22 protein-coding genes and 1 other RNA gene are annotated in these 22,017 nt (G+C 67.5%); 11 read left to right on the top strand and 12 right to left on the bottom strand.

The features are described from left to right. Positions 1-6: 6 nt before the first annotated feature. Together fmt and ODR01_RS21225 are read right to left on the bottom strand one after the other, a co-directional pair. Entirely contained in the window at positions 7-936 is a 930-nt protein-coding gene (gene fmt, locus ODR01_RS21220) for a methionyl-tRNA formyltransferase (protein ID WP_316979708.1), read from the bottom strand. A gap of 91 nt (positions 937-1,027) precedes the next feature. Continuing rightward, a complete protein-coding gene (locus ODR01_RS21225) occupies positions 1,028-1,807 on the bottom strand; it encodes a GntR family transcriptional regulator (protein WP_316979709.1) in 780 nt (259 codons plus the stop codon). Positions 1,808-2,002: 195 nt separating this feature from the next. Between ODR01_RS21225 and ODR01_RS21230 the strand changes: the two genes are divergently transcribed. The 5 genes from ODR01_RS21230 (at position 2,003) to ODR01_RS21250 (ending at position 6,587) form a co-directional block, all read left to right on the top strand. Then, positions 2,003-2,290 (top strand): SAF domain-containing protein, encoded by a 288-nt coding sequence (locus ODR01_RS21230; protein ID WP_316979710.1) that lies wholly within the window; start codon positions 2,003-2,005, stop codon positions 2,288-2,290. A gap of 2 nt (positions 2,291-2,292) precedes the next feature. After that, on the top strand, positions 2,293-3,459 hold the full coding sequence (locus ODR01_RS21235; RefSeq protein WP_316979711.1) for a UxaA family hydrolase: 1,167 nt from the start codon (positions 2,293-2,295) through the stop codon (positions 3,457-3,459). 102 nt (positions 3,460-3,561) lie between these two features. Beyond that, positions 3,562-4,527 carry a tripartite tricarboxylate transporter substrate binding protein gene (locus ODR01_RS21240; protein WP_316979712.1) on the top strand — a complete coding sequence of 322 codons (966 nt, stop codon included), beginning with the start codon at positions 3,562-3,564 and terminating at the stop codon, positions 4,525-4,527. Positions 4,528-4,617: 90 nt separating this feature from the next. Then, entirely contained in the window at positions 4,618-6,123 is a 1,506-nt protein-coding gene (locus tag ODR01_RS21245) for a tripartite tricarboxylate transporter permease (protein ID WP_316979713.1), read from the top strand. Next, positions 6,120-6,587: a tripartite tricarboxylate transporter TctB family protein gene (locus ODR01_RS21250; RefSeq protein WP_316979714.1), complete on the top strand. Its 468-nt coding sequence runs from the start codon at positions 6,120-6,122 to the stop codon at positions 6,585-6,587. Before ODR01_RS21245 ends, ODR01_RS21250 begins: the two co-directional genes overlap by 4 nt. A gap of 82 nt (positions 6,588-6,669) precedes the next feature. On the opposite strand, the gene ODR01_RS21255 is transcribed toward ODR01_RS21250, so the two are convergent. The 4 genes from ODR01_RS21255 to ODR01_RS21270 form a co-directional block, all read right to left on the bottom strand. Beyond that, complete coding sequence (locus ODR01_RS21255) at positions 6,670-6,876, bottom strand: hypothetical protein (protein WP_316979715.1); 207 nt, start codon at positions 6,874-6,876, stop codon at positions 6,670-6,672. Positions 6,877-7,090: 214 nt separating this feature from the next. After that, positions 7,091-8,377: a hypothetical protein gene (locus ODR01_RS21260; RefSeq protein WP_316979716.1), complete on the bottom strand. Its 1,287-nt coding sequence runs from the start codon at positions 8,375-8,377 to the stop codon at positions 7,091-7,093. Positions 8,378-8,510: 133 nt separating this feature from the next. Then, positions 8,511-9,056, bottom strand: coding sequence for a peptide deformylase (gene def / locus ODR01_RS21265; protein WP_316979717.1), 546 nt, complete (start codon positions 9,054-9,056; stop codon positions 8,511-8,513). An 81-nt stretch (positions 9,057-9,137) separates the two neighbouring features. Continuing rightward, a complete protein-coding gene (locus tag ODR01_RS21270) occupies positions 9,138-10,553 on the bottom strand; it encodes a DUF4139 domain-containing protein (protein WP_316979718.1) in 1,416 nt (471 codons plus the stop codon). Positions 10,554-10,650: 97 nt separating this feature from the next. Between ODR01_RS21270 and ODR01_RS21275 the strand changes: the two genes are divergently transcribed. From ODR01_RS21275 to ODR01_RS21290, 4 genes are all read left to right on the top strand, one after another. Then, positions 10,651-11,760: a DNA recombination protein RmuC gene (locus ODR01_RS21275; protein WP_316979719.1), complete on the top strand. Its 1,110-nt coding sequence runs from the start codon at positions 10,651-10,653 to the stop codon at positions 11,758-11,760. A 74-nt stretch (positions 11,761-11,834) separates the two neighbouring features. Further along, positions 11,835-12,809, top strand: a complete 975-nt coding sequence (locus tag ODR01_RS21280; RefSeq protein WP_316979720.1) for an SPFH domain-containing protein — start codon at positions 11,835-11,837, stop codon at positions 12,807-12,809. Positions 12,810-12,824: 15 nt separating this feature from the next. After that, the gene (locus ODR01_RS21285; protein ID WP_316979721.1) at positions 12,825-13,268 is read left to right on the top strand and encodes an NfeD family protein; all 444 of its coding nucleotides are present in this window, start codon (positions 12,825-12,827) and stop codon (positions 13,266-13,268) included. Between the two features lie 146 nt (positions 13,269-13,414). After that, a complete protein-coding gene (locus ODR01_RS21290; protein WP_316979722.1) occupies positions 13,415-15,037 on the top strand; it encodes a glucan biosynthesis protein in 1,623 nt (540 codons plus the stop codon). A 99-nt stretch (positions 15,038-15,136) separates the two neighbouring features. Here the strand turns inward: ODR01_RS21290 and chrA are convergent, their stop codons facing one another. The 3 genes from chrA to ODR01_RS21305 are packed head-to-tail and all read right to left on the bottom strand — an operon-like array spanning position 15,137 to position 17,293. Continuing rightward, positions 15,137-16,321 carry a chromate efflux transporter gene (gene chrA / locus ODR01_RS21295; protein WP_316979723.1) on the bottom strand — a complete coding sequence of 395 codons (1,185 nt, stop codon included), beginning with the start codon at positions 16,319-16,321 and terminating at the stop codon, positions 15,137-15,139. Between the two features lie 20 nt (positions 16,322-16,341). Continuing rightward, a complete protein-coding gene (gene recR, locus ODR01_RS21300) occupies positions 16,342-16,938 on the bottom strand; it encodes a recombination mediator RecR (protein ID WP_316979724.1) in 597 nt (198 codons plus the stop codon). 31 nt (positions 16,939-16,969) lie between these two features. Beyond that, positions 16,970-17,293 (bottom strand): YbaB/EbfC family nucleoid-associated protein, encoded by a 324-nt coding sequence (locus tag ODR01_RS21305; RefSeq protein WP_316979725.1) that lies wholly within the window; start codon positions 17,291-17,293, stop codon positions 16,970-16,972. A gap of 68 nt (positions 17,294-17,361) precedes the next feature. Here ODR01_RS21305 and ODR01_RS21310 point away from each other — a divergent pair, with 68 nt between their 5' ends. Further along, a complete protein-coding gene (locus tag ODR01_RS21310) occupies positions 17,362-18,192 on the top strand; it encodes a 3'-5' exonuclease (protein ID WP_316979726.1) in 831 nt (276 codons plus the stop codon). Here ODR01_RS21310 and ODR01_RS21315 read toward each other — a convergent pair whose 3' ends face one another. From ODR01_RS21315 to ODR01_RS21325, 3 genes are all read right to left on the bottom strand, one after another. Next, on the bottom strand, positions 18,193-20,034 hold the full coding sequence (locus ODR01_RS21315) for a DNA polymerase III subunit gamma/tau (protein ID WP_316979727.1): 1,842 nt from the start codon (positions 20,032-20,034) through the stop codon (positions 18,193-18,195). 55 nt (positions 20,035-20,089) lie between these two features. Continuing rightward, positions 20,090-20,187, bottom strand: an RNA gene (gene ffs / locus ODR01_RS21320) — signal recognition particle sRNA small type. A 57-nt stretch (positions 20,188-20,244) separates the two neighbouring features. Next, entirely contained in the window at positions 20,245-20,715 is a 471-nt protein-coding gene (locus tag ODR01_RS21325) for a cupredoxin domain-containing protein (protein ID WP_316979728.1), read from the bottom strand. Between the two features lie 112 nt (positions 20,716-20,827). Here ODR01_RS21325 and nudC point away from each other — a divergent pair, with 112 nt between their 5' ends. After that, a complete protein-coding gene (nudC, locus tag ODR01_RS21330) occupies positions 20,828-21,754 on the top strand; it encodes an NAD(+) diphosphatase (protein ID WP_316979729.1) in 927 nt (308 codons plus the stop codon). Positions 21,755-22,017 lie beyond the last annotated feature (263 nt).

Consider the following 22,017-nt stretch of genomic DNA (forward strand, 5'->3'; position numbering starts at 1 on the left):
AAGGCCCTAGGCCAGCCGCGAACCGGCGGGCACGGCGAAGCCACGCAGGAAGGCGGCGGCGTCGGTCGGCGCCTTGCCTTCGCGCTGCACCCGCTCCAGGCGGAGCGCGCCCTCGCCGCAGGCCACCGTGAGGGCCTCGTCCACCACCGTTCCCGGCGCCTGGCCACGCCCGGGCAGCGCGCGCGCCGCCAGCACCTTGAGACGGCTGCCGGCGGCTTCGCACCAGGCGCCCGGCGACGGCTGGAAGGCCCGTACGCGGCGCTCCAGATCGACGGCCGGCAGCCGCCAATCGAGCCGGCTTTCCCCGCGCTCCAGCTTGGCGGCGTAGGTCGCCCCCTCGGCCGGCTGGGGCTTGGGCGCGATCCGCCCCTCGACCAGCCCGGTCAGCGCCTCGACGGCCAGGCGGGCGCCGACCTCGGCCAAGGCGTCGTGCAGCGTTCCGGCGGTGGTGTCGGGCGTGATCGGCACGCGTTCCATCAGCAGGATGGGGCCGGTGTCGAGACCCTCGTCCATGCGCATCAGGGTGACGCCGGTTTCGCTGTCGCCGGCCAGGATGGCCCGCTGGATGGGGGCGGCGCCCCGCCAGCGGGGCAGCAGCGAGGCGTGGACGTTGAGGCAGCCGAGCCTGGGCGCCTCGACCACCCGTTTCGGCAGGATCAGGCCGTAGGCAGCGGTCACGGCGGCATCGGCGCCCAGCGCCACGAAGGCGTCCTGCTCGGCCTCGCTTTTCCTGAGGCTGAGCGGCGTGCGCACGGCCAGGCCGCGCGCGGCGGAGAAGGCGTGAACCGGGGCCGGCCGCTCCTGATGGCCGCGGCCGGCCGGGCGGGGCGGCTGGGCGTAGACGCAGGCGATGTCGTGGCCGGCCTCCATCAGCGCGGCCAGAACCGGCACTGCGAAATCGGGACTGCCCATGAAGATGAGACGAAGACGCGACATGGATCGGGGCTCGCCAGTTGCCATCGCAGGCTTCCTGTAAGCACAGCCGGCGGGCGCTTGGCAAGGGCCAGCGCACGCCACCGGCGGCCGGTCAGTCGATGACGCAGATGTAGCGATGCTCGGTGGTCAGGCAGCGGCTGACCCGCCATTCCACCGGCTTGCGGTCGATGCTCATGGCCAGGCGGGCGATTTCCTGCAACGGCTGGCCGGGCTGGATGCCCAACAACTCGGCCTCGCGCTCGGTGGCGGCGACGGCCCGCAGGTACTCCTCGGCCTGGTAGATGGTGACCCCGTAGCGTTCCTCGTAAAGCTCGTAGAGGGTGTTGGGCAGGCCGTCCCGCGACATCTTGGCCAGGCCGCTGAACTTCTTGGCCGACAGCGAAATCCGCTCGACGATGGTCGGCCGGCCGCCGAGGTCGCGGATGCGATCGATCTGGATCACCTGGTTGCCGGATTTGAGATCCAGCCTTTCCTCCTCCTCCCGCGTGGCGCGCCGGGTCGTGCACGACAGCACCCGGCTGCTCGGCAGCTGGCGCGAGCCGTCCTTGCCGATGAGGTGGAAGAAGTGGAACAGCGCGCGGTGCGGATTGTGGGTGGCGACGAAGGTTCCCCGCCCCTGTTGGCGCACCAACAGATTCTGCGCCGTCAGTTCGTCGAGCGCCTTGCGCACGGTGCCCTGGCTGACCCCGTAGCGGGCGGCCAGCTCGAATTCGCTGGGCAGCTTGTCGCCGGGCCGCCAGTCGCCGGCGATGAGCTGCTGGATGATCGAATCCTTGATCTGCTTGTAAAGGGGCCGGAAATCGACGTCGCCGCCCGGCCGGGGCGCGTCCCCGGCCCGATTTGCCGCCCCGTTCGCAACGCTTTCTGCCATTCCAACCTCTCCCCGGGGAGCCAGCAGCCTCGCCCGTGCATTCCGCTCCCGGAAACAACCTTATGTTCTATGGTCTTATATAAGATATATCCTTTGGCATTGACAGGGGCACGTCAAGCTCAATAGTTTTGGCTCTCGTCATTCAGTTTTGGTTCTCGTCATTCGCATGTATCATGCAAGCCAAGGGAGGACACCGTGGCAGCTCCAGATTTCCTGGTTCATGACTCCGCCGATACCGTCGGCGTGGTCGTCGTGGAGGGTGTCACCGCCGGTCAGCAGTTGACCGGTTGGGTGATGGACACCGACAAGACCATCAAGATTAAGGCCCTCAACCCCATTCCGTTGGGACACAAGGTGGCGCTCGCCGTCATCAAGAAGGGCGACACCGTCATCAAGTACAACAACGACATCGGCAAGGCCGTGGCCAACATCGACAAGGGCGGGCACGTCCACGTTCACAACACCAAGACGAAGAGGTGGTAACCATGAAGAAACCAACTTTCTGGGGATACCGCCGCGAGAATGGCCGGGTCGGCGTCCGCAACCATGTCGTGATCCTGCCGCTGGACGACCTGTCGAACGCCGCCTGCGAGGCGGTCGCCAACAACATCAAGGGCACCATGGCCCTGCCGCACCATTACGGCCGGCTGCAGTTCGGTGAAGACCTCGAACTGCATTTCCGCACCATGATCGGCACCGGCGCCAATCCGAACGTCGCCGCCTGCATCGTCATCGGCATCGAGCCGCTGTGGACGCAGCGCATCGTCGACGGCGTCAGGAAGACCGGCAAGCCGTGCGAAGGCTTCGCCATCGAGAAGAACGGCGACATCGCCACCATCGCCGCCGCCTCGCGCAAGGCCAAGGAATACGTGCAGTGGGCCAGCGAGCTGACCCGCGCCGAATGCCCCGTCAAGGACCTGTGGGTTTCGGTCAAGTGCGGCGAATCCGACACCACCTCGGGGCTGGCCTCGTGCCCGACGGTCGGCAACCTGATCGACAAGATGGACGCCTGGGGCGCCACCACCTGCTTCGGCGAAACCTCGGAGATCACCGGGGCCGAGCAGGTTTGCGCCACCCGCGGCAAGACCCCCGCGATCGGCAAGAAGTTCCTCAAGACCTGGAACGACTACAACGACTTCATCCTGTCCGTGAAGACGGACGACCTTTCCGACTCGCAGCCGACCAAGGGCAACATCGAAGGCGGACTCACCACCATCGAGGAAAAGGCTTTCGGCAACCTCCAGAAGATCGGCAAGAAGGCCAAGTACATCGAGGTTCTGCAGCCGGGCGAAGCCCCGACGAAGGGCCCCGGCCTCTACTTCATGGACACTTCCTCGGCCGCCGCCGAGTGCGTGACCCTGCAGGCCGCCGCCGGCTACGTCGTGCACCTGTTCCCGACGGGACAGGGCAACATCATCGGCAATCCGATCGAGCCGGTGATCAAGCTCAGCGCCAACCCGCGCACCGTACGCACCATGAGCGAGCACATCGACGTCGACGTTTCCGGCATCCTGCGCCGCGAAATGAACCTCGATCAGGCCGGCGACAAGCTGATCGACATGACCATACGAACCGCCAACGGCCGCCTGACGGCGGCCGAGGCCCTTGGCCATCGCGAATTCGTCATGACCAAGCTGTACCGCAGCGCCTAAAAAAAGCAGAATGGACGGGCCGCTTCTCGCAAGAGGGCGGCCCGAACCACATAGGGCACTCGCGTTAAGTACGACAGGGATGTGCACAATCAGGAGAAGACCATGAAAACATATGGCAAGATCGCGTTGACGACGGCGGCCGCGGCGGTCGCTCTGACGTTAGGACTGGCGGGCACCGCCTTGGCGGAATTCCCCGACAAGCCCATCAACTACATCATTCCCTTCAAGCCGGGCGGCGAATCCGACGTCACGGCCCGCTTCCAGCAGCCCTACTTCAAGAAGTTGTTCAACCAGGATCTGGTGATTTCCTACAAGGACGGCGGTGGCGGCGCGGTGGCCTGGGCGCAGCTCAATACGATGGCCGGCGACGGCTATTCGGTCATGGGCACCAACCTGCCGCACATCGTGCTGCAGCCGGCCCAGAAGGACGTCGGCTACACCACCGACGAGATGACCAACGTCCACATGTTCCATTTCTCGCCCGACGCCATCGTGGTGAAGGACGATAGCGAATTCAAAACGGTCAAGGATCTGATCGCCTTCGCCAAAGCCAACCCCGGCAAGGTGACCTTCTCGGGATCGGCCAAGGGTTCCGCCAACCACTTGGCCCAGGTCACCTTCGATCGCCTGGCCGGCATCAAGACCGCCTATGTCGCCTTCGCCGGCACCGCGCCATCCACCACCGCCCTTCTCGGCGGCCAGGTCACGGCCTCGTGGGGCTACACGACGGTTCCCTCGCAGTACCCCGGCACCCGCATGCTGGCGGTCGCCATGGAGAAGCGGCACCCCAACTTCCCCAACGTGCCGACCTTCAAGGAACTGGGCTTTGACATGGTCAGCGGCGCCTATCGCGGCATTGGGGTCCCCAAGTCGACGCCCGAGAACCTGCGCGTGAAACTGGGCCAGATGTTCCAGAAGATCAACGACGACCCGGCCTTCATCAAGCAGATGGAAGACGCCGGCTTCGCCATGGTCAATGCCCCTTATGGGCCCGAACTGACCAAGTTCATGACCAAAACGAAGGCCGATATCCTGCAGTCGTCCAAGGAAGCCGGACTCATCAAGTAGCAATCCCCGCGGCGGACGATATTCGGGCGCTCCGGTCGATTCCGATCGGGGCGCCCCTATAAAACGGGAGGAAACCCGTGGAGAGTGTTTATGAGTGGATTTGAATTCATCCTGGCTGCCCTGACTCCCTACCACATCGCCATCGCGCTGGCGGGAGTGGTTGCGGGCACCGTCGTTGGCGCCCTGCCGGGCCTGACCGCGACAATGGCCATCGCGGTTCTCATTCCCATCACCTTTTCGATGGAACCGGCCTCGGCGCTGATTCTGATGGGCGCCGTCTACACCGGCGCCATCTACGGCGGGGCCTATTCCGCCATCCTGCTGAAGACACCGGGGACGCCTTCGGCCATCGCCACCACGTTCGACGGCTATCCTATGGCCCGCAGGGGGGATGGCGATCTGGCGGTGACGCTGGCCTGCACGTCCTCCGTGTTCGGCGGTCTGGTCGGCGCCACCGTGCTGCTCCTCCTCGCCCCGCCACTCGCCGAGATCGCGCTGGCTTTCGGGCCGGTCGAATACTTCTGGTTGGCCATTTTTGGCCTGACGCTGATTTCGGCGCTCTCCGAAGGACACCTGCTGAAGGGCTTGATCGGCGGCTGCTTCGGGATGCTGCTCACCACCATCGGCGTCGCCGAGGTCAGCGCCGACATTCGCTATACCTTCGGCTCCCAGACCCTGATCGGCGGCATCGAGCCGGTGGCCGCGCTGATCGGCCTTTACTGCATTCCCGTGATGATCGATCTGGTCGCCGCCCCGGGGCGTCACCTGAAGGTCTCTGCCGAGAGCCGCGGGTTCCGGCTGCGCGAGGCGCTGACCCTGTCATGGCGCCACAAGTTCAATCTGGTCCGCAGTTCAGTCATCGGCACCCTGGTCGGCATCCTGCCCGGCGCCGGCGGCTCCATCGCCAGCCTGGTCGCCTATTCCGAGGCCCGCCGCGCCTCCAAGCGCACCGAGCATTTTGGTACCGGTGAGCCCGAGGGCGTGATGGCCAGCGAATCGTCCAACAACGCCACCGTCGGCGGCGGTTTCATTCCCACCCTGGTGCTGGGCATCCCGGGAACGCCGCCCGACGCCGTCATCCTCGGCGCCCTGCTCGTGCAGGGCATCCGCACCGGTCCCAAGCTGTTCGTCGGCGAAGAGAGTTCGATCGTCTACATCTTCATCGCCGGCCTGTTCATCGCCACGATGCTGATGTTTCCGACCGGCCTGCTGATCGGCCGCTACGCCTTTCGGTTTATCGTCACCGTTCCCAAGGCCCTGCTGGTGCCAACCGTCGCCTTCATGACGATCATCGGCACCTATGCCATCCGCAACAGCATGTCCGATGTCGTCATCATGATCGGGCTCGGCGTTGTCGGCTGGGTTCTGGATCGTTACGGCTTCAAGCCGTCACCCATCGTGCTGGGACTCATCCTGAGCCGCATCGCCGAACAGGGCTTCGTGCAGGGATGGATCATCGGAACCGCCCGGGGCAACGTGGTGGCCGAGTTTTTCGCACGGCCCATTTCGTTGGGCATCATCGCGTTCATCGGCGTTTCGCTGTTCTACCCGATGATTGCCAAACGCTGGAGAATTAGCACGGAGATGAAAAAATGACGGCCAAGCCTGAACGCGACACCCCAGGCATCATCCTGGCCGCCGTCTTCATCGTGATCGGCGGCATCTTCCTCGCCGAATCGCGGAACCTGATGGATGCCGATTCCTATGTCTTCCCGTCGGCCATCTGCGCCGTGATGATCCTTCTCTCGACGATCTTTATCATCAAGAACCTCGTGCGCCCCCAGCCGGACGTCGACGCCTCCATCGTACCGGGTTCGACGTTCCGGCGTGCCGGGCTGGTCGCCATGATGCTGGCCAGCGCCCTCGTCATGCCCTACGTCGGGTTCGTGCTGGGGGGATTGGGCGTCTTCGCCGCGCTGACCGTGCTGGCCATGTTCGAGCCGTGGAACCCAAAACGCGCGCTCCTCTACGCGCTGATCGGCGCCGCCATCGTCAGCGTGTTCTACATCGTGTTCGCGAAGGTGTTTTTGGTGCCGTTGCCGGAAATGCCGTTCCTCTGATCGTCGTCGGGCCGACGACTCCGGCCATTCCGCCACCCGAGGTCCCATTCATGCGGGCCCCGGGTGGCAGAAGGTTACCGGCCTACTTCTTGTACCAGGGGCAGTTCTCGGCAGACGCCTTCGCGCCGTCGAATTCGCCCTTGGAGTTGGCGTACTGCGTGTAGACGACCGAGCCGTCGGGCGCGCACCACGGATTGAGGAACGTCCCCGCCTTGCGGGTCTCCCCCGAACTGGCACAACCGGCAACCAAAACAGCCGCCAACGCGGCAACGACGAAACCCAGTTTCATCTTTTACCCCCTTCTCAAAACAACGAAAAAATCGGCCGTGCCCTTCTAGGTATGGGGACGGCCGCGCTGCGGCAAGGGGGCATCGTCAAAACCCCGGTGCCGAAAGTTCGTCTTCGGCGGGCAGATTCGGCCCGGATTGTGGCAAAACGATGAGAAAGCGCCGGTCCCGCAAGGGTTCGGCCGACGCCGCCGGGGCGCCGGCCGGCCATCCCTTTCAGCCGAGCAGGTTGCCCTGGTTGTCGAAGGCGAAAGGCTTGGCCTCGCCCAGGACGGCGAACGAGCCCGGTTTCGCCTTGATCTCGTCGAGATAGGTCTCGGACATCTGGATCTTGTGCAGCTTCTTGGTGTTCTTGATGCGCACGATGCGCAGCTTCTCAAGCTCGAGCCCGACGCAGGTCTGGATGGCCACGGCAATGGCCTGCCTGTCCGAGTTGACCACCATCGGCATGCGCGCCCCTTCGAGGTTGCGCGCCGTGATGCCGTTGGTATAGGTCGAGCCCAGGTCCATCTTGTTGAAGACCCGAAGCGTGATCAGGTCGGCCACGCCCATGCCGGCGACGTTGCCATGCGATTCTTCGGAAATGTCGCGGATGATGATGCGCTTGAGCGGCAGCGCCACGAAGCCGGGAAGGCCCGAGGAGGCCCGCCCGGTGACCGTCGGGTCCATGCCCTGGCCGCTGATGTTCTTGCCGATCTCGTCGACGATCAGAACGTCGATGGACGACATCAGGAGCTTGCCCATGATGTCCTTGGCCTGGATCAGCAACTCCTTCTCGCGGGCCACCATCTTCTCCGGCGGGATGGCCTCGATGACCGCCAGGCCGTCATAGGCGTTTTCCACCAGGCCCAGCGCGAAGACCACCGGCAGCACCTTCATCTGCGCGGCCGCCGCCTTGGGAATGATGTCGGCGAAGCGGGTAAACCCCAGGGAATGGAACATCGTGGCGCCGTGGTGTTTGCCCAGGCCGATGACCATCATCTTGCACAGGCCGCTTTCGTAATCGCCCTTGTAGTTGGAATGGGGCTTGATCTTGTTGAGGATGACGATGCCATCGGCGCCATGGGCGTACTTGTCGCAGTAAAGGGGAACGCCCTCCACCGACGTGGTCTCGACCACCTCCATGCTGGCCAGGATCGGCGCGCCGACGCTGGCCTCGGTGATGCCGTAGCCTTCGAGCAGGCTCTTCTGGCCGTCCGCCGTGCCGCCGCCGTGGCTGCCCATGGCCGGCACCAGGAACGGCTCGGCCCCCCAGGCCTTGAGTTGGTCGACGACGGTCTTCAGAATCTCGACGGCGTGCGGAATGCCGCGGCTGCCCGCCGTGATGGCGATGCGCTTGCCCTTCACGTCGGGGCGCTTCGGCAGCGCCGCCAGGGTGCGCTCGACGGCCTGCCTGACGTCGGCGATCGCCTCCTTGGGAAAGCGCTGCTCGACGGGAAGCATGCGCGGCAACGGATAGTTTTCGCCGGCCGGCAGCGAAAGTTCGACCTTGTCCAGTTTCACGGTGGCATGGCTCCATGCGCAAGAGTGCGGCGCAGCCCTTGCCGGCGCGCCAGGTTCCGGGGGGAGCGGCATCTTAGCGGATTCGCCGGAAATCTTCGAGAAATTGCGGGCGGGCGAGAGAAAAAATTATGGCTCAGCCGACCGCGGCGCCGTTCAGTTTCTTGCTCTTGACCAGCTTGCGCAGGATCATGCCGCGCTTGAGCGCCGAGATGCGGTCGACGAACAGCACCCCGTCGAGGTGATCGATCTCGTGCTGGATGCAGGTGCCGAGCAGGCCGTCGGCCTCGATCTCCCGCTCCTCTCCCGTCTCGTCGAGATAGCGCACCCGCACGCGGGCCGGACGGATGACCTCGGCGTAATGCTCGGGCAGGGACAGGCAGCCCTCTTCGCGGGCCTCGTCGTCATCGGACACCCAGACGATCTCGGGATTGGCCATGCATAACGGCGCCAGCGATCGGCCCTCGCCGTCGTCGTCCTCCTCGCCATGCGGCGCGGCGACGACGATGACCCTTTTCAACACCCCCACCTGGGGCGCGGCCAAGCCGATGCCGTCGGCAGCCTTCATGGTTTCAAGCATGTCGTCCATCAGCCGGCGCACCGCGCCGTCGACGGCGGGCACCGGCCGGCACTTCGCCTTCAGGCGGGGGTCGGGGGCGATGAGGATGGGCAGGACAGCCATGGGACTCCACGTTCGACAGGCTCGCGATACGCCGAGCACATATGGCCGATTCCCGCCGCCGTCAAGTCGCGGGATTGCCCCCTAGCGCGGGCGCTGCACGCGCGCCCGGTAACTCAGCATCGCCTTGCCGCCGGCCGGAACGGCAACGGTCCAGGTGGCCTCGCTGCCCGAGAAGGCCTCGTGGGCCTGGCTTTCGCTCAGGATTTTGGCCGCGCCGGGAAAGCGCTCGGCGAGCCGCACCGTTACCGGCTCGGACTTGGCGTTGGTCAGCGCGATCTGCTGCTCCGTCTCGAAGGCGCGCTCGGGCAGGCCGTCGGTGGTGAAGGCCGTCTGCCGGTATTGGATGCCGATATCGACCGCCTCGCCCAGGTTGAGCGCCACCTCTTCGTCGGCCGCCGTATGGGCGATCGACTGTTCGCCGGTGAACTGCATGCGTCCCTGGGAGTCGCGCTGGTAAACCCGCACCAGCCCGGCCGGCAGCGGCTGGCCGAGGCCGGACTTGGCGGCGTTCGCGAATTTCACATAGATGGCGGGCCGATAGGTTGTCGGCACGGCGCCTCCGCGCTCGGGCGTCTCGCCGATCCAGCGCTGGCGGACATACTGGCGGGTAACCGGCACCGTCGGCGCCGACAGCAGGGCCACCTGCTTGGTCTGGTTGTTGGCGAGCGTCGCCTTGCGCGGCAGCGCATAAAGATGGACGTCGCCCACCGCCTCCCGGCGCATGGCGTCCTCGGCCGGGGCGGCGGCCGCCATGGCGGCGCCCTTGAAGGCGGCCAACGGGCGTTCGCCCTCGCGGCGCACGGTCCCGGCGAGCAACTGCACGTCGGCATCGGCGAAAGCGACGCCGGTCTCGTTCACCAGCGACGCCCAGGCGCCGAGAGCCAGCGTTTTGCCGGCGGCGTCGAGTTCGGCGGCGTAGTCGGCCCGCCAGCGCAACCCCTCGGTCAGGTAGGTGAGCTCGAGCGGCGCCTCGGCGGCGGCGGCGCTTTCCGCCTCGATCAGCAGCGTCGGCTGCGCCCTCAGGCCGGCCGGCACCGAATCGAAAACCAAACGGCCGGGGACGGTGATTTCGATGCGATCGCCGATCCTGAGCACCGGGCCGTTGCCGGCGGCCAGCACGGTGGCGGTCTCGACCACCTCTTCGCCGGTATCGGGCCGCGTGCGGATGACGCGCACCGTCCTGCCCACCGAGCGTTCGAGCAGGGCCTGGGGCGACAGCAGGTCGAATTCGAAATTCCGTTCGAGGACCCGCACGCCGTCGCCCGTCGCGAGCAGCGCGCTGGACGGCATCATGCGCGCGCTCACCCCCTCGAAGGCCAGGCTGTTGGCGCCCTTGGCCAGGACCGCCTTGCGGCGGTCGGTGACGAGCCCGAAGCCGTCGGCATAGAGCGTGACGGAAAGGCCGGTGCGGCTGGCCGTCGGGACCGGCATCTCATCGGCCGCCGCCGTGGCCGCCAACAAGGCGACGCCGGCCAGGGCCAGAAAGGAAGTCCGCATGGTGTTTCTCCTTGTTGACGCGGCGTGCCGATGAAACGCGAGTTTGCGTTTCCCCACCCGCTTGTGCAAGCTGTCCGCGGGGAGGACATCCGAGCCTATGGAAAATTCTGTCATTATTTTGGCCGTTGGTGTGGCCGTTGCCGTCCTGGCGGCGATTTTCGTCCTCGTCCTGCTGCGCGGCGAGCGGGGCCGCGCGGAAAGCGCCGCCCAGATGGCCCAGCTGGCCGACACCGCCGGCCGGCTGGCCGCCCAGCAGGCCGAACTGACCGGCCGCCTGCAACAGACCCAGAGCGGCATCAACGAACGCCTGGACGGCCTGTCGAAGCGCCTGGGCGACGGCCTGGCCGAGCAGACCGAGAAGACCGGTGAGACGCTCAAGGACCTGCAGACCCGCCTTGCCGTCATCGACCGCGCCCAGCAGAACATCACCGACCTGTCGCAACAGGTGGTGGGACTCCAGGATATTCTGTCCAACAAGCAGGCGCGCGGCGCCTTCGGCGAAATCCAGTTGCAGGACATCGTGACCGCCGCCCTGCCGCCCTCGGCCTTCGCCCTGCAAGTCACCTTGGGCAACGGGGCCAGGGTCGATTGCCTGCTGAACCTGCCCAACCCGCCGGGCGCCATCGCCATCGACGCCAAGTTCCCGCTGGAAAGCTATCAGGCCCTGCGCGACGCGCGTGACGAGGCCGCCCAGGTGCAGGCCCGCCGGGCCTTCAGCGCCGACGTGCTGAAGCACGTGCGCGACATCGCCGACAAATACATCGTGCCCGGCGAGACGGCGGAATCGGCCCTGATGTTCCTGCCCTCCGAAGCCGTCTATGCCGAGCTGCACGCCAACTTCCGCAACGTCATCGAGGATTCGTTCCGCCGCCGGGTGTGGATCGTCTCGCCGACCACCTTGATGGCGACGCTGAACACCGTGCGCGCCATCCTCAAGGACGCCCGCATGCGCGAGCAGGCCGGCGTCATCCAGACCGAGGTGCAGAAGCTGCTGAAGGACGTCGGCCTCCTGACCAAACGAGTGGACAATCTCGGAAGCCATTTCAGGTTGGCGAACAAGGACATCGAGGAAATCACGACATCGGCGGGAAAGATTGAAAGGCGGGCCGAACGCATCGACGAAATCCAGCTCGGCCCCGATTCGCCGGCCGCCGACCTGCCGCCGCCGGTCCCGCTCGCCATCGCGGACGACGGCGCCGAACGGTAAGGCGGAATCGGCGCGCCGCCGGCACGGCGCCGTGGTAGCATCGACGGCAAGGGCCGTCTCTAAAGGGGGATTCGATGGACATCACGGGATTCTCGATCTTCGTCGTCGCCGTCCTGATCCTTGCCGTGATCGTCGTTCTGCTCGGCGTCAAGGCGGTCACGCAGGGCTACGAGTATACGGTGGAGCGGTTCGGCCGCTACACCCGCACGCTCAAGCCCGGCCTGCACCTGATCATTCCCGTGGTGGACCGCATCGGCGCCAAGCTGAACATGATGGAGCAGGTCCTCGACGTCCCGACCCAGGAGATCATCACGCGCGACAACGCCATGGTGTCGGTCGACGGCGTCGTCTTCTACCAGGTGCTCGACGCCGCCGCGGCCGCCTATGAGGTCCGCCAATTGGAGTTCGCCGTCCTCAACCTGACCATGACCAACATCCGCACCGTCATGGGCTCGATGGACCTGGACGAACTGCTCTCGCAGCGCGACCAGATCAACGCCCGGCTGCTCAACGTGGTCGACGAGGCGACCAGCCCCTGGGGCATCAAGGTGACGCGCATCGAGATCAAGGACATCTCGCCGCCCCGCGACCTGATCGATTCGATGGCCCGCCAGATGAAGGCCGAGCGCGACAAGCGGGCCGCCATCCTGGTCGCCGAGGGCGAGCGGCAGGCCGCCATCCTCAAGGCCGAGGGCGACAAGCAGTCGGCCATCCTGCAGGCCGAGGGCCGGCGCGAGGCCGCCTATCGCGACGCCGAGGCGCGCGAGCGCGAGGCCGAAGCCGAGGCCAAGGCGACGGCCATGGTTTCCGAGGCCATCGCCAAGGGCAACGTGCAGGCCATCAACTATTTCGTCGCCCAGAAGTACACCGAGGCATTGCAGAGCATCGCCTCGGCCAAGAACCAGAAAGTGATCTTCCTGCCGCTCGAGGCCACCAGCCTGATCGGCACCGTCGGCGGCATCGCCGAGATCGCCAGGGAAGCCTTCGGCGGCAAAGGCGGGGCGCCGAGGGCCGAATCGCCGGATGGCCCGTGGGCGAAGAAGGACTAGGAGCGGAGCGGCGCCATGGCATTCTTCTCCGGGATCGGCTACTGGCACTGGTTCATCCTCGGCATCGTCCTTGTCATCGTGGAGATGGCGGCGCCGGGGGTGGTCTTTCTGTGGCTGGGCATCGCCGCCGGGGCGACCGGGCTGATCGTGCTGGCCATCGACGGCCTGACCTGGCAGGTCCAGACGCTTCTTTTCGCCGGCCTCTCGGTGGTCAGCATCGTGTCGGGGCGCCTGTGGCTGCGCCGTCACCCGACGGCGACCGATCATCCGACGCTCAACAGGCGGGGCGAACAGCACATCGGCCGCGTCTTCACCCTGGACGCCCCGATCGTCAATGGCGTCGGCAAGATCAGGGTCAACGACGCGACGTGGAAAGTTGCCGGCGAGGATTTGCCGGCCGGCACCCGCGTCAAGGTCATCGCCGCCGAGGGCACCATCCTGCGCGTCGAGCCGGGTTGAGGTTGCCGGTTTCACGCCGGGCGTGAATAGGAACCCCGTTTCAGCAGTCTAGAGGGGGTGGCGAGCGTCCGGGCGTTCGGCGCAGGGTGGTGCATGCGCTCGGGCCAAACCGTCCTCCATCAGGCAACAACCGCTGAGGCGAGACCATGCGCGATCTTCCAAACCCCGGGGAAACAGAGTGGACGGCCGACGGCATCGGCAGGCGTACGCTGCTCGGCTCGGCCGCCGCGGCGATGCTGGCCGGCCTCCTGCCGCCCGGCACCACCGCCTGGGCGCAGGCGCCGCAGGGGCTTCGGTTCGGTCCCGCCCGGCCGTTCGGCTTCGACGCGCTGACCGAGCGGGCGAAAGAGCGGGCCGCCAAACCGTACGAAGCGCCCCGCCGGCCGGCTGCGGACATCGTAAGCCGGATCGTCTACGAGGTGCACGGCAAGATCCGCTTTCGCCCCGAGGACGCGCTTTACGCCGAGGGTCCCGGCGCCTATCCGGCCACCTTCTTCCATCTGGGCAACTATTTTCCCACCCCCGTCGCCATGTATGCCGTCGACGGCGAGACGGCGCGCGAGATCCGCTATTCGCCCGACTACTTCGACATGCCGGTGGACAGCATCGCCCGCGGCCTGCCGCCCGATGTCGGGTTCGCCGGCTTCAGGCTCCATGAATCGCGCGAAAGGGACGACTGGCGGACCCAGGACTGGGTGGCCTTCCTCGGCGCCTCGTACTTCCGCGCCATCGGCGAACTGGGGCAGTACGGCCTGTCGGCCCGCGGCATCGCCATCGACACCGCGGCGCCGACGCCCGAGGAATTTCCGCAGTTCGTCGAATTCTACATCGCGCCGGCCAAGACCGCCGAAGAGCCGGCCGTCGTCCACGCGCTGCTCGACGGGCCCAGCATCGCCGGCGCCTATCGCTTCGCGCTGCGCCGCACCGACGACGTCATCATGGACATCGAGGCCCGGCTGTTCCTGCGCCGCGACGTCTCGCGGCTCGGCATCGCGCCCCTGACCTCGATGTTCTGGTACGCCGAATACGGCAAGGGCCGCACGCTGGACTGGCGCCCCGAGATCCACGATTCCGACGGGCTGGCGATGTGGACGGGAGCCGGTGAGCGGATCTGGCGCCCCCTCAACAACCCGCCGGTGACCACGACGTCGACCTTCGTCGACGAGAATCCGCGCGGCTTCGGGCTTTTGCAGCGCGACCGCGACTTCGCGCGCTACCTCGACGGCGTGCGTTACGACCGCCGCCCCAGCCTGTGGGTCGAGCCGCTGGACAGCTGGGGGAAGGGCACGGTGCAGTGCGTCGAGATCCCGACCGACGACGAGATCCACGACAACATCGGGGTGTTCTGGACCCCGGCCGAGCCGGCGCGCGCGGGGCAGTCTTACACCATGCGCTATCGCCTGCACTGGCTGGCCGAGGAACCCTATCCGGCCGACACGGTGGCCCGGACGGTGGCAACCCGCATGGGCCGCGGCGGCGAGCCGGGAAAACCGCGTCCCCGGGGCGTCTACAAGTTCGCCATCGAGTTCGCCGGCGGGCCGCTGGAGGATTTCGAGTCCGAGGTAAAGCCGGACGCCGTCGTCGAGGCCTCGCGCGGTCAGGTCTCCTACGTCTTCATGACCGCGCTGCCGGAAATCGGCCGCTGGCAATGCCAGTTCGACCTGACGGCGGAAGGCTCGGCGCCGGTCGAACTCCGGGTCCACCTGCGCGTCGCGGGCAACGCCGCCAGCGAAACCTGGCTTTATCAATTCCACCCCGGCCGGGCGTGAAAATTCGGTAATTTCGGGGACAGTATATTTAATTCGTCTGCGCCGCCCACCGTGTATACATCGCAGTGTTTTTGCGAATTAAATATACTGTCCCCGAAATTAGAACAGCGCGAGACCGGCGCCCAGGGCGGCGGCCAGCGGCGCCACCAGCCAGGGCGGCAGGCGCAGCACGGTGAGCGCGCCGAAGGCGGCCAGCAGCAGCACGAAATCGGCTGCCTCGTGGATGGTGCCGGTCCACACCGGGTCGTAAAGCACGGCCACCAGCAGGCCGACCACGGCGGCGTTCACCCCCATCAGCGCCGACTGCACGGCGGGCCGGGCGCGCAGCGCGTTCCAGAACGGCAGCGCGCCGACCAGCAGCAGGAAGGACGGCAGGAAGATGGCGAGCAGGCAAAGCATCGCCAAGCCGACCCCGCCCCCGGGGCGCGTCACCACCCCCAGATAGGCGGCGATCGAGAACAGCGGCCCCGGCAGCGCCTGGGCGGCGCCGTAGCCGGCCAGGAAGGTGTCGGTATCGACCCAGCCCGGCGGCACGACATGGGCCTGGAGCAGCGGCAGCAACACGTGGCCGCCGCCGAACACCAGCGAACCGGCCCGGAAGAAGCTGTCGAAGACGGTCAGCGCGTGGCTTTGCGTCACCGACACCGCGATCGGCAGGCCGGCCAGCAGCAGGAAGAAAAGAGCGAGCGCGGCGATCCCGGTCCGGCGGCCGATGCTCAGCCGAAGGGCGCCGTCCGACGACGTACCGCCCTTGAGGATGATCCAGCAGAATATCGCGCCGAGGCCGATCACCGCCAGTTGGCCGAACGGCCCCGGCCACGCCAGCACCAGGATGGCGGCGACCACCGCGAAGCCCTGGCGGATGCGGTCGGGACACAGCGTGCGGGCCATCCCCCATACCGCCTGGGCCACCACCGCCACCGCCATCACCTTGAGCCCCTTGAGCCAGCCGGTGCCCAGCGTATCGCCCGCCTCGACCATGCCATAGGCGAAAGCCAGCATGAGAAGGGCGGACGGCAGGGTGAAACCGACCCAGGCCGCCAGCACGCCGGGAAGCCCGGCCTTGATCAGGCCGATGCCCATGCCGACCTGGCTGCTGCTCGGCCCCGGCAGGAACTGGCAGAGGGCCACCAGGTCGACGTAGGTGCGTTCGTCCAGCCAGCGGCGGCGGACGACGAATTCGTCGCGGAAATACCCCAGGTGGGCGACCGGTCCGCCGAAGCACTGGCAGCCCAGCCTGAGAAAAGTGAGGAAGACCCCGAAGGCGCCGACGGGCTGGGCCATGGCCGGTTGTCCTCCTCTTGTCACGACACCGGCCGGCGGGCCTTCAGCGCCGCGTTCAGCGTGCCGTCGTCCAGGTAATCCAACTCGCCGCCGACCGGCACGCCGTGGGCCAGCCCGGAAACGACCACCCCGCAGCCGGCCAGCCGCTCGACGATATAGTGCGCGGTAGTCTGCCCTTCGACAGTAACGCCGGTGGCCAGGATCACCTCTTTCACCTCGCTCCGGCCGGCTCGCTCGACGAGCCTGGGGATGCGCAGCTCCTCGGGGCCGACACCGTCCAAAGCCGAGAGGGTGCCGCCCAGCACGTGATAGCGGCCACGGAAGGCGGCGGTGCGCTCCAGCGCCCACAGGCCGGCCACGTCCTCGACCACGCAGATCAGGGAGGGATCGCGCTTGGGATCGGTGCACAGGTGGCAGGGATCGGTGGAATCGAGGTTGCCGCATTCGGAACAGGCCCGGACGCTGACGGCGGCGCCGGCCATGGCCTGGGCCAGCGGGCCCATCAGGGCGTCGCGCCGCTTCAACAGGTAAAGTACGGCGCGCCGGGCCGAGCGCGGGCCCAACCCCGGCAGCTTGGCCATCAGGGAGATCAGATGCTCGATGTCGGACGTGACCATCCGCCCTCGCCCCGCCTTGCGGCCCGGCCGCTCAGAACGGCAGCTGGAAGCCGGGCGGCAATTGCAGACCGCCGGTCAGTTGCGCCATCTCTTCGGCGACGTGGGCCTCGACCTTGGCCTTGGCGTCGTTGAAGGCGGCGACCACCAGGTCCTCGACCACCTCGACATCGCGGCTGGCGAACAGCGAGGGGTCGATTTTCACCCGCCGCGCCTGGGCCTTGCCCGACAGCGTCACCTCGACCATGCCGCCGCCGGCCACGCCGGTTTTCTCGATCTGCCCCAGCTTTTCCTGCAGCTCGGCCATGCGCGCCTGCATTTCCTGGGCTTTTCTCATCATCTCGCCGAGGTTTTTCATGAATTCGTCGTCTCCGGCTGCTATCGATGCGTCGGGCCCAGTGTATAACAGGACGGGGAACCCAAGTCATGCAGCACCAGAACCTCATCGTCTTCGACATCGAAACCGTGCCCGACACCGAGGCGGTGGGGAACCTGACCGGCTTCGAGGATCGCGACGTGGCGGCGAGGCGCGCCGAACTGGAGCGCTACCACCTGGCCATCACCGACGGCCGGAACGCCTTTCCCCGCCAGCCGTTCCACCGGGTGGTGGCGATCAGCTTCCTGCGCGCCGAGATCGAGCGCAGCGGGGCCGGCGAGACCTATTATCTCCAGGAGTTGCGCTCGGGCGGCACTGAGAAGTCGGACGAGAAGGAACTGGTCGCCGGCTTCTTCCAGTTCGTGGAGCGCCACAAGCCGCGCCTGGTGTCGTTCAACGGGCGCACCTTCGACCTGCCGGTGCTGAAATACCGGGCGATGAAGCACGGCATCGCGGCGCGCTTCCTTTACGCCTCCGGCGACAAGTGGAACAGCTACACCAGCCGTTACGCCAGCGACTGGCATTGCGACCTGCTGGAGGTGCTCTCCGACTTCGGGGCCTCGGCCCGCATCCGCCTCGACGAGGTGTGCGCGGTAATGGGCTTCCCCGGCAAGTTCGGCATCGAGGGCAGCCGGGTGGCCGATCTTTTCGATGGCGGAAGGATCAAGGAGATCCGCGACTACTGCGAGACCGACGTCCTCAACACCTACCTCGTCTATTTGCGCCACCAGCTGCACACCGGCACGCTGGGCCTGGACGGCTACAACCGCGCCGTCGCCGACCTGGTGGAGCTGATCAAGGCCGAAGGCGACGAGCGACCCCACCTCGTGGGCTTCCTCGAGGCCTGGGGCCGGGCCTCGGACAACACTTTCGTGCTCTAATCAGTCCGGTTCCTCGGCGTCCGGCTCGGCCGGGGCGTCGAGGGCGGCCTCGAAGCCGCCGCGGGGGACCGCGCCGCCCATGTTGCGCACCGCCTCGATCTCGGCCCCGGGGAAGGTTTCCATGACCGCCTGAACCAGCGGATGCTGGGACGCTTCCGAGCGGCGCGAGGCCTCGGCCTTTTCCTCCTGCTGGCGGAGCGTCGGCTGCCCCGCCTCGCGCGAGACCGTGACCACCCAGCGCCTGGCCGTGCGGGCGTTGAGGAACCGGGACAGGTCGTGAGCCAGTTCGCCCGGCGCGTGTTCGCCCGGACGGAATTCGATGCGCCCCGGCTCGAACCGCACCAGGTGCAGGTTCGACATCAGGTTGGCGTGCAGGATCATCTCGCGATCCGCCAGGGTCAGCGCGACGACGTCGGCGAAGGTGGCCGGATCGGGCTTCTGGGGGTCGGCCGCAAGAACGCTCTGCGGCAGCGGATCCCGTCCGGCGCTGGCCTGCCCCCCCACCGCCGCGGCGCGTGGCCGGTCGGAGGCGGAGGGCATCGACGGCGCCGCCTGCGAAGCCGCTGCCACGGGAGAGCCGCCACCGCCACCGGACGGCGCGCCGCCGGTCCGCGCCGGAGCGGCGCCCCCGCCGGCCAACGAAGCCACCGCATCGGCCGGGCTTGGCAGGTCGGCGGCGAAGACCAGGCGCACCAGCACCATCTCGGCCGCCTGCAGGGGCGAGGGTGCGTGGCGCACCTCGGATAGCCCCTTGAGCAGCATCTGCCAGGCCCGGGTCAGCACCGCCATCGACAGCGTCTCGGCCATGGCGCGGCCGCGCACCCGTTCGGCCTCGGGCATGCCCGGGTCGTCGGCCGCGGCCGGCACCAGTTTGACGCGGGTCAGCCAGTGGACGAGTTCAAGCATGTCCTCGACGATCACCGCCGGGTCGGCGCCGCCGGCATAGAGATCGGCCAGGATGTCGAGGCCGGCCCGCGCGTCGCCCTGCATCGCCGTCTCCAGCAGGTCGAAGGTGCGGGTGCGGTCGACCAGCCCGATCATGGTCCTGACCTCGTCCTCGCCGATGGCGCCGGCGCAATGGGCGATGGCCTGGTCGAGCAGGCTCAAGCCATCTCGCACGCTGCCGTCGGCGGCGCGCGCGATCAATTGCAGGGCGCCGGGCGCCACCGTCACGCCCTCCTTTTCGGCGATGCCGGCGAAGTGGGCGGCCAGGGTGCCGGAATCGACACGGCGCAGGTCGAAGCGCTGGCAGCGCGACAGCACCGTCACCGGCACCTTGCGCACCTCGGTGGTGGCGAAGATGAACTTGACGTGGGCGGGCGGTTCTTCCAGCGTCTTCAGCAGCGCGTTGAAGGCGTTCTTCGACAGCATGTGCACTTCGTCGATGATGTAGACCTTGGTGCGCGCCGAGGTCGGCCGATACTGCACGCCGTCGATCACCTCGCGGATGTCGTCGACGCCGGTGCGGCTGGCGGCGTCCATCTCCATCACGTCCATGTGGCGATCCTCGGCGATGGCCTTGCAATGGACGCAGACGCCGCAGGGATCGATGGTCGGGCCGCCGGTGCCGTCGGGCCCGACGCAGTTGAGCGCGCGGGCGATCAGGCGGGCCGTGGTGGTCTTGCCGATACCGCGCACGCCGGTGAGGATGAAGGCATGCGCCAGGCGCCCGGTCTTCATGGCGTTGGTCAGCGTGCGGACCATCGCCTCCTGGCCGATCAGCTCGGAAAACGTGGTCGGCCGGTACTTGCGGGCCAGCACCCGGTAGGGCGTCGCCTGCGCGGCGGCCGGGGCGGCGGAAGCGGGGGAAGCGGGCTGTCCGGGGTTCAGCTGATCGTCCATCGGGTGCCGGGATCGACTGTGGCTCGCGACAACGGAAAAAGCCGCGCGAAAAAAGGTGGGAGACTGGACGAACGACCCGGGCCGAAACTCGTTACGGCTGCTTCCTTCCGGACCTGACCGGGTTGGCGAGGAGCCCGTCCGTTGCCAGCCTCCCGGGCGCACTATAGCAGTTGGGGGGGCACCCCGTGCAAGGCCGAATGCGCAACCGCCTCAGGGCCGGCGGATCGCCTCGATGACGATCAGCCCGCGGGTGCCCAGGATGCCGCCGAGCAGGCGGCCGGTCCAGCCGTCGGCGAAGGAATAGTGGCCGTCCTTGACGGGCACGAACGCCAGTTCCCGCGTCTGGCCGGGCGGCAGCCCGATCGAGGACAGCGCCGCCCCCGGCGAGGCCGCCGGCTCGGCCGGCGTCAGTGACTTGACGGCGATGGCCTGGAAGAAGTCCGGCGCGCTGAAGGCATGCGCCGCGTCGTCGGCGTTTTCCAGCTTCAACACGTAGGGACGGCCCTGGCGCAGCGTGATGACGAGGGGGGCATATTCGTCCTGGCGGATGCGCAGCGTGCGGGTGACGGCCAGCGACCAGTCGACGGCCGCCGCCGCCGGCGTTTCCATCGCGACGTCGCCCGCCTGGCAGGCACCGAGCAGGACGACCACCCCGCCGGCCACGAACCCTTTCACGCGCATGGCGCCCCCCACGGCTGCCGATCGGCCGGAATTCTGCGGGGCGGACGACAAAAAGGCAATGGCCCTCGCCTGGCCATTGCGCCGACATTCCGGGTGTGCAAGGTTTCGCGCCATGACAAGCACCATTTTCTACACCGGCTCGCGGCTGGACCGCGTCGACGCCCTGCGCGACGACGCCGAATGGGTGGCCGCCCGGCTGGCCGATCCCAAGTGCCGCGTGTTGCCGGTCTGGCGCGACCGCAACCTGGTCGGCGTCGATACGGAACCCTGCCTGCGCTGGCGGGACGGGGCGGCGGCGCAGGCCGTTCTGGAGCGGGCGACAGAGGTCGTCCTGCTGGGGCTCGACGGCGAGACCGCCTATTTCGCGGCCGACCTTTCGGCCCTCGAGGAGCAAGACGCCATCGCGCTCTGCGGTGAGGCGCAGTTTGCCGATCTGCGCCAGGTGGCCGCGGCCATCGACCCCCACGACGCCTCGCTCTTGGCCCATGCCCGCGGCATGGCGCACTGGCACCGCCGGCACCGCTTTTGCGGCATCTGCGGCAGCCCGACCCGGGCCAGCGACGCCGGCCACATGCGCAAATGCACCAACCCCGCCTGCGCCCAGCCGCATTTCCCGCGCACCGACCCGGCGGTGATCATGCTGGTCACCCGTCCCGGCCCCGGCGGCGGATCGTGCCTGCTGGCCCACAAGGCCGGGTTCCTGCCCGGCATGTATTCGACGCTGGCCGGCTTCGTCGAGCCCGGCGAAAGCCTGGAGGAGGCGGTGGCCCGGGAAGTGATGGAGGAAGCCGGCGTCGCCGTCGCCGACGTCACCTATCGGGCCTCGCAGCCGTGGCCGTTCCCGGCTTCGCTGATGCTGGGCTACCGCGCCGTCGCCGTCACCGACGTCATCACGGTCAATCCCCGCGAACTGGTGGATGCCTTCTGGTTCACCAAGGACGACATCGCCCGCCTGGGCGAAACCGGCCGCCGGCTGCCGCGCCCCGATTCCATCGCGCTGTGGCTGATCCGCGAATGGCTGGAGGAAGGCGGCGCCTGAGCCGCCGCTACGGACCGGCCATAGGCTTGTCATCCTTTGTCGTCCCCCGTCGTCATGTGTCGTCATTTCCGGCCGCCGGCGACGGCCCCGTTCATCGGCCCGCCGGCATCGGCCGCGACGGGCACCGCGACGGGCGCGCGGTAGGCTTGTCATCCTTTGTCGTCTTCTGTCGTCATGCGTCACCACTTCTTGGCGCCGGTCAGCCACGGCGCGATGTCGGAGATGTCCTCCTCGGGCAGGGAAGCCGGCGGCGGGACGGGCGG

Origin of the sequence: Shumkonia mesophila (genome assembly GCF_026163695.1) — a bacterium.
In the GTDB taxonomy this organism is placed as follows: domain Bacteria; phylum Pseudomonadota; class Alphaproteobacteria; order Rhodospirillales; family Shumkoniaceae; genus Shumkonia; species Shumkonia mesophila.

Excerpts from the sequence above, each read along its gene's own strand:
- fmt (WP_316979708.1), bottom strand. The coding sequence starts at position 936 with ATGTCGCGTCTTCGTCTCATCTTCATGGGCAGTCCCGATTTCGCAGTG.
- ODR01_RS21225 (WP_316979709.1), bottom strand. The coding sequence starts at position 1,807 with ATGGCAGAAAGCGTTGCGAACGGGGCGGCAAATCGGGCCGGGGACGCG.
- ODR01_RS21235 (WP_316979711.1), top strand. The coding sequence starts at position 2,293 with ATGAAGAAACCAACTTTCTGGGGATACCGCCGCGAGAATGGCCGGGTC.
- ODR01_RS21240 (WP_316979712.1), top strand. The coding sequence starts at position 3,562 with ATGAAAACATATGGCAAGATCGCGTTGACGACGGCGGCCGCGGCGGTC.
- ODR01_RS21245 (WP_316979713.1), top strand. The coding sequence starts at position 4,618 with ATGAGTGGATTTGAATTCATCCTGGCTGCCCTGACTCCCTACCACATC.
- ODR01_RS21250 (WP_316979714.1), top strand. The coding sequence starts at position 6,120 with ATGACGGCCAAGCCTGAACGCGACACCCCAGGCATCATCCTGGCCGCC.
- ODR01_RS21255 (WP_316979715.1), bottom strand. The coding sequence starts at position 6,876 with ATGAAACTGGGTTTCGTCGTTGCCGCGTTGGCGGCTGTTTTGGTTGCC.
- def (WP_316979717.1), bottom strand. The coding sequence starts at position 9,056 with ATGGCTGTCCTGCCCATCCTCATCGCCCCCGACCCCCGCCTGAAGGCG.
- ODR01_RS21270 (WP_316979718.1), bottom strand. The coding sequence starts at position 10,553 with ATGCGGACTTCCTTTCTGGCCCTGGCCGGCGTCGCCTTGTTGGCGGCC.
- ODR01_RS21275 (WP_316979719.1), top strand. The coding sequence starts at position 10,651 with ATGGAAAATTCTGTCATTATTTTGGCCGTTGGTGTGGCCGTTGCCGTC.
- ODR01_RS21280 (WP_316979720.1), top strand. The coding sequence starts at position 11,835 with ATGGACATCACGGGATTCTCGATCTTCGTCGTCGCCGTCCTGATCCTT.
- ODR01_RS21285 (WP_316979721.1), top strand. The coding sequence starts at position 12,825 with ATGGCATTCTTCTCCGGGATCGGCTACTGGCACTGGTTCATCCTCGGC.
- ODR01_RS21290 (WP_316979722.1), top strand. The coding sequence starts at position 13,415 with ATGCGCGATCTTCCAAACCCCGGGGAAACAGAGTGGACGGCCGACGGC.
- chrA (WP_316979723.1), bottom strand. The coding sequence starts at position 16,321 with ATGGCCCAGCCCGTCGGCGCCTTCGGGGTCTTCCTCACTTTTCTCAGG.
- recR (WP_316979724.1), bottom strand. The coding sequence starts at position 16,938 with ATGGTCACGTCCGACATCGAGCATCTGATCTCCCTGATGGCCAAGCTG.
- ODR01_RS21305 (WP_316979725.1), bottom strand. The coding sequence starts at position 17,293 with ATGAAAAACCTCGGCGAGATGATGAGAAAAGCCCAGGAAATGCAGGCG.
- ODR01_RS21310 (WP_316979726.1), top strand. The coding sequence starts at position 17,362 with ATGCAGCACCAGAACCTCATCGTCTTCGACATCGAAACCGTGCCCGAC.
- ODR01_RS21315 (WP_316979727.1), bottom strand. The coding sequence starts at position 20,034 with ATGGACGATCAGCTGAACCCCGGACAGCCCGCTTCCCCCGCTTCCGCC.
- ODR01_RS21325 (WP_316979728.1), bottom strand. The coding sequence starts at position 20,715 with ATGCGCGTGAAAGGGTTCGTGGCCGGCGGGGTGGTCGTCCTGCTCGGT.
- nudC (WP_316979729.1), top strand. The coding sequence starts at position 20,828 with ATGACAAGCACCATTTTCTACACCGGCTCGCGGCTGGACCGCGTCGAC.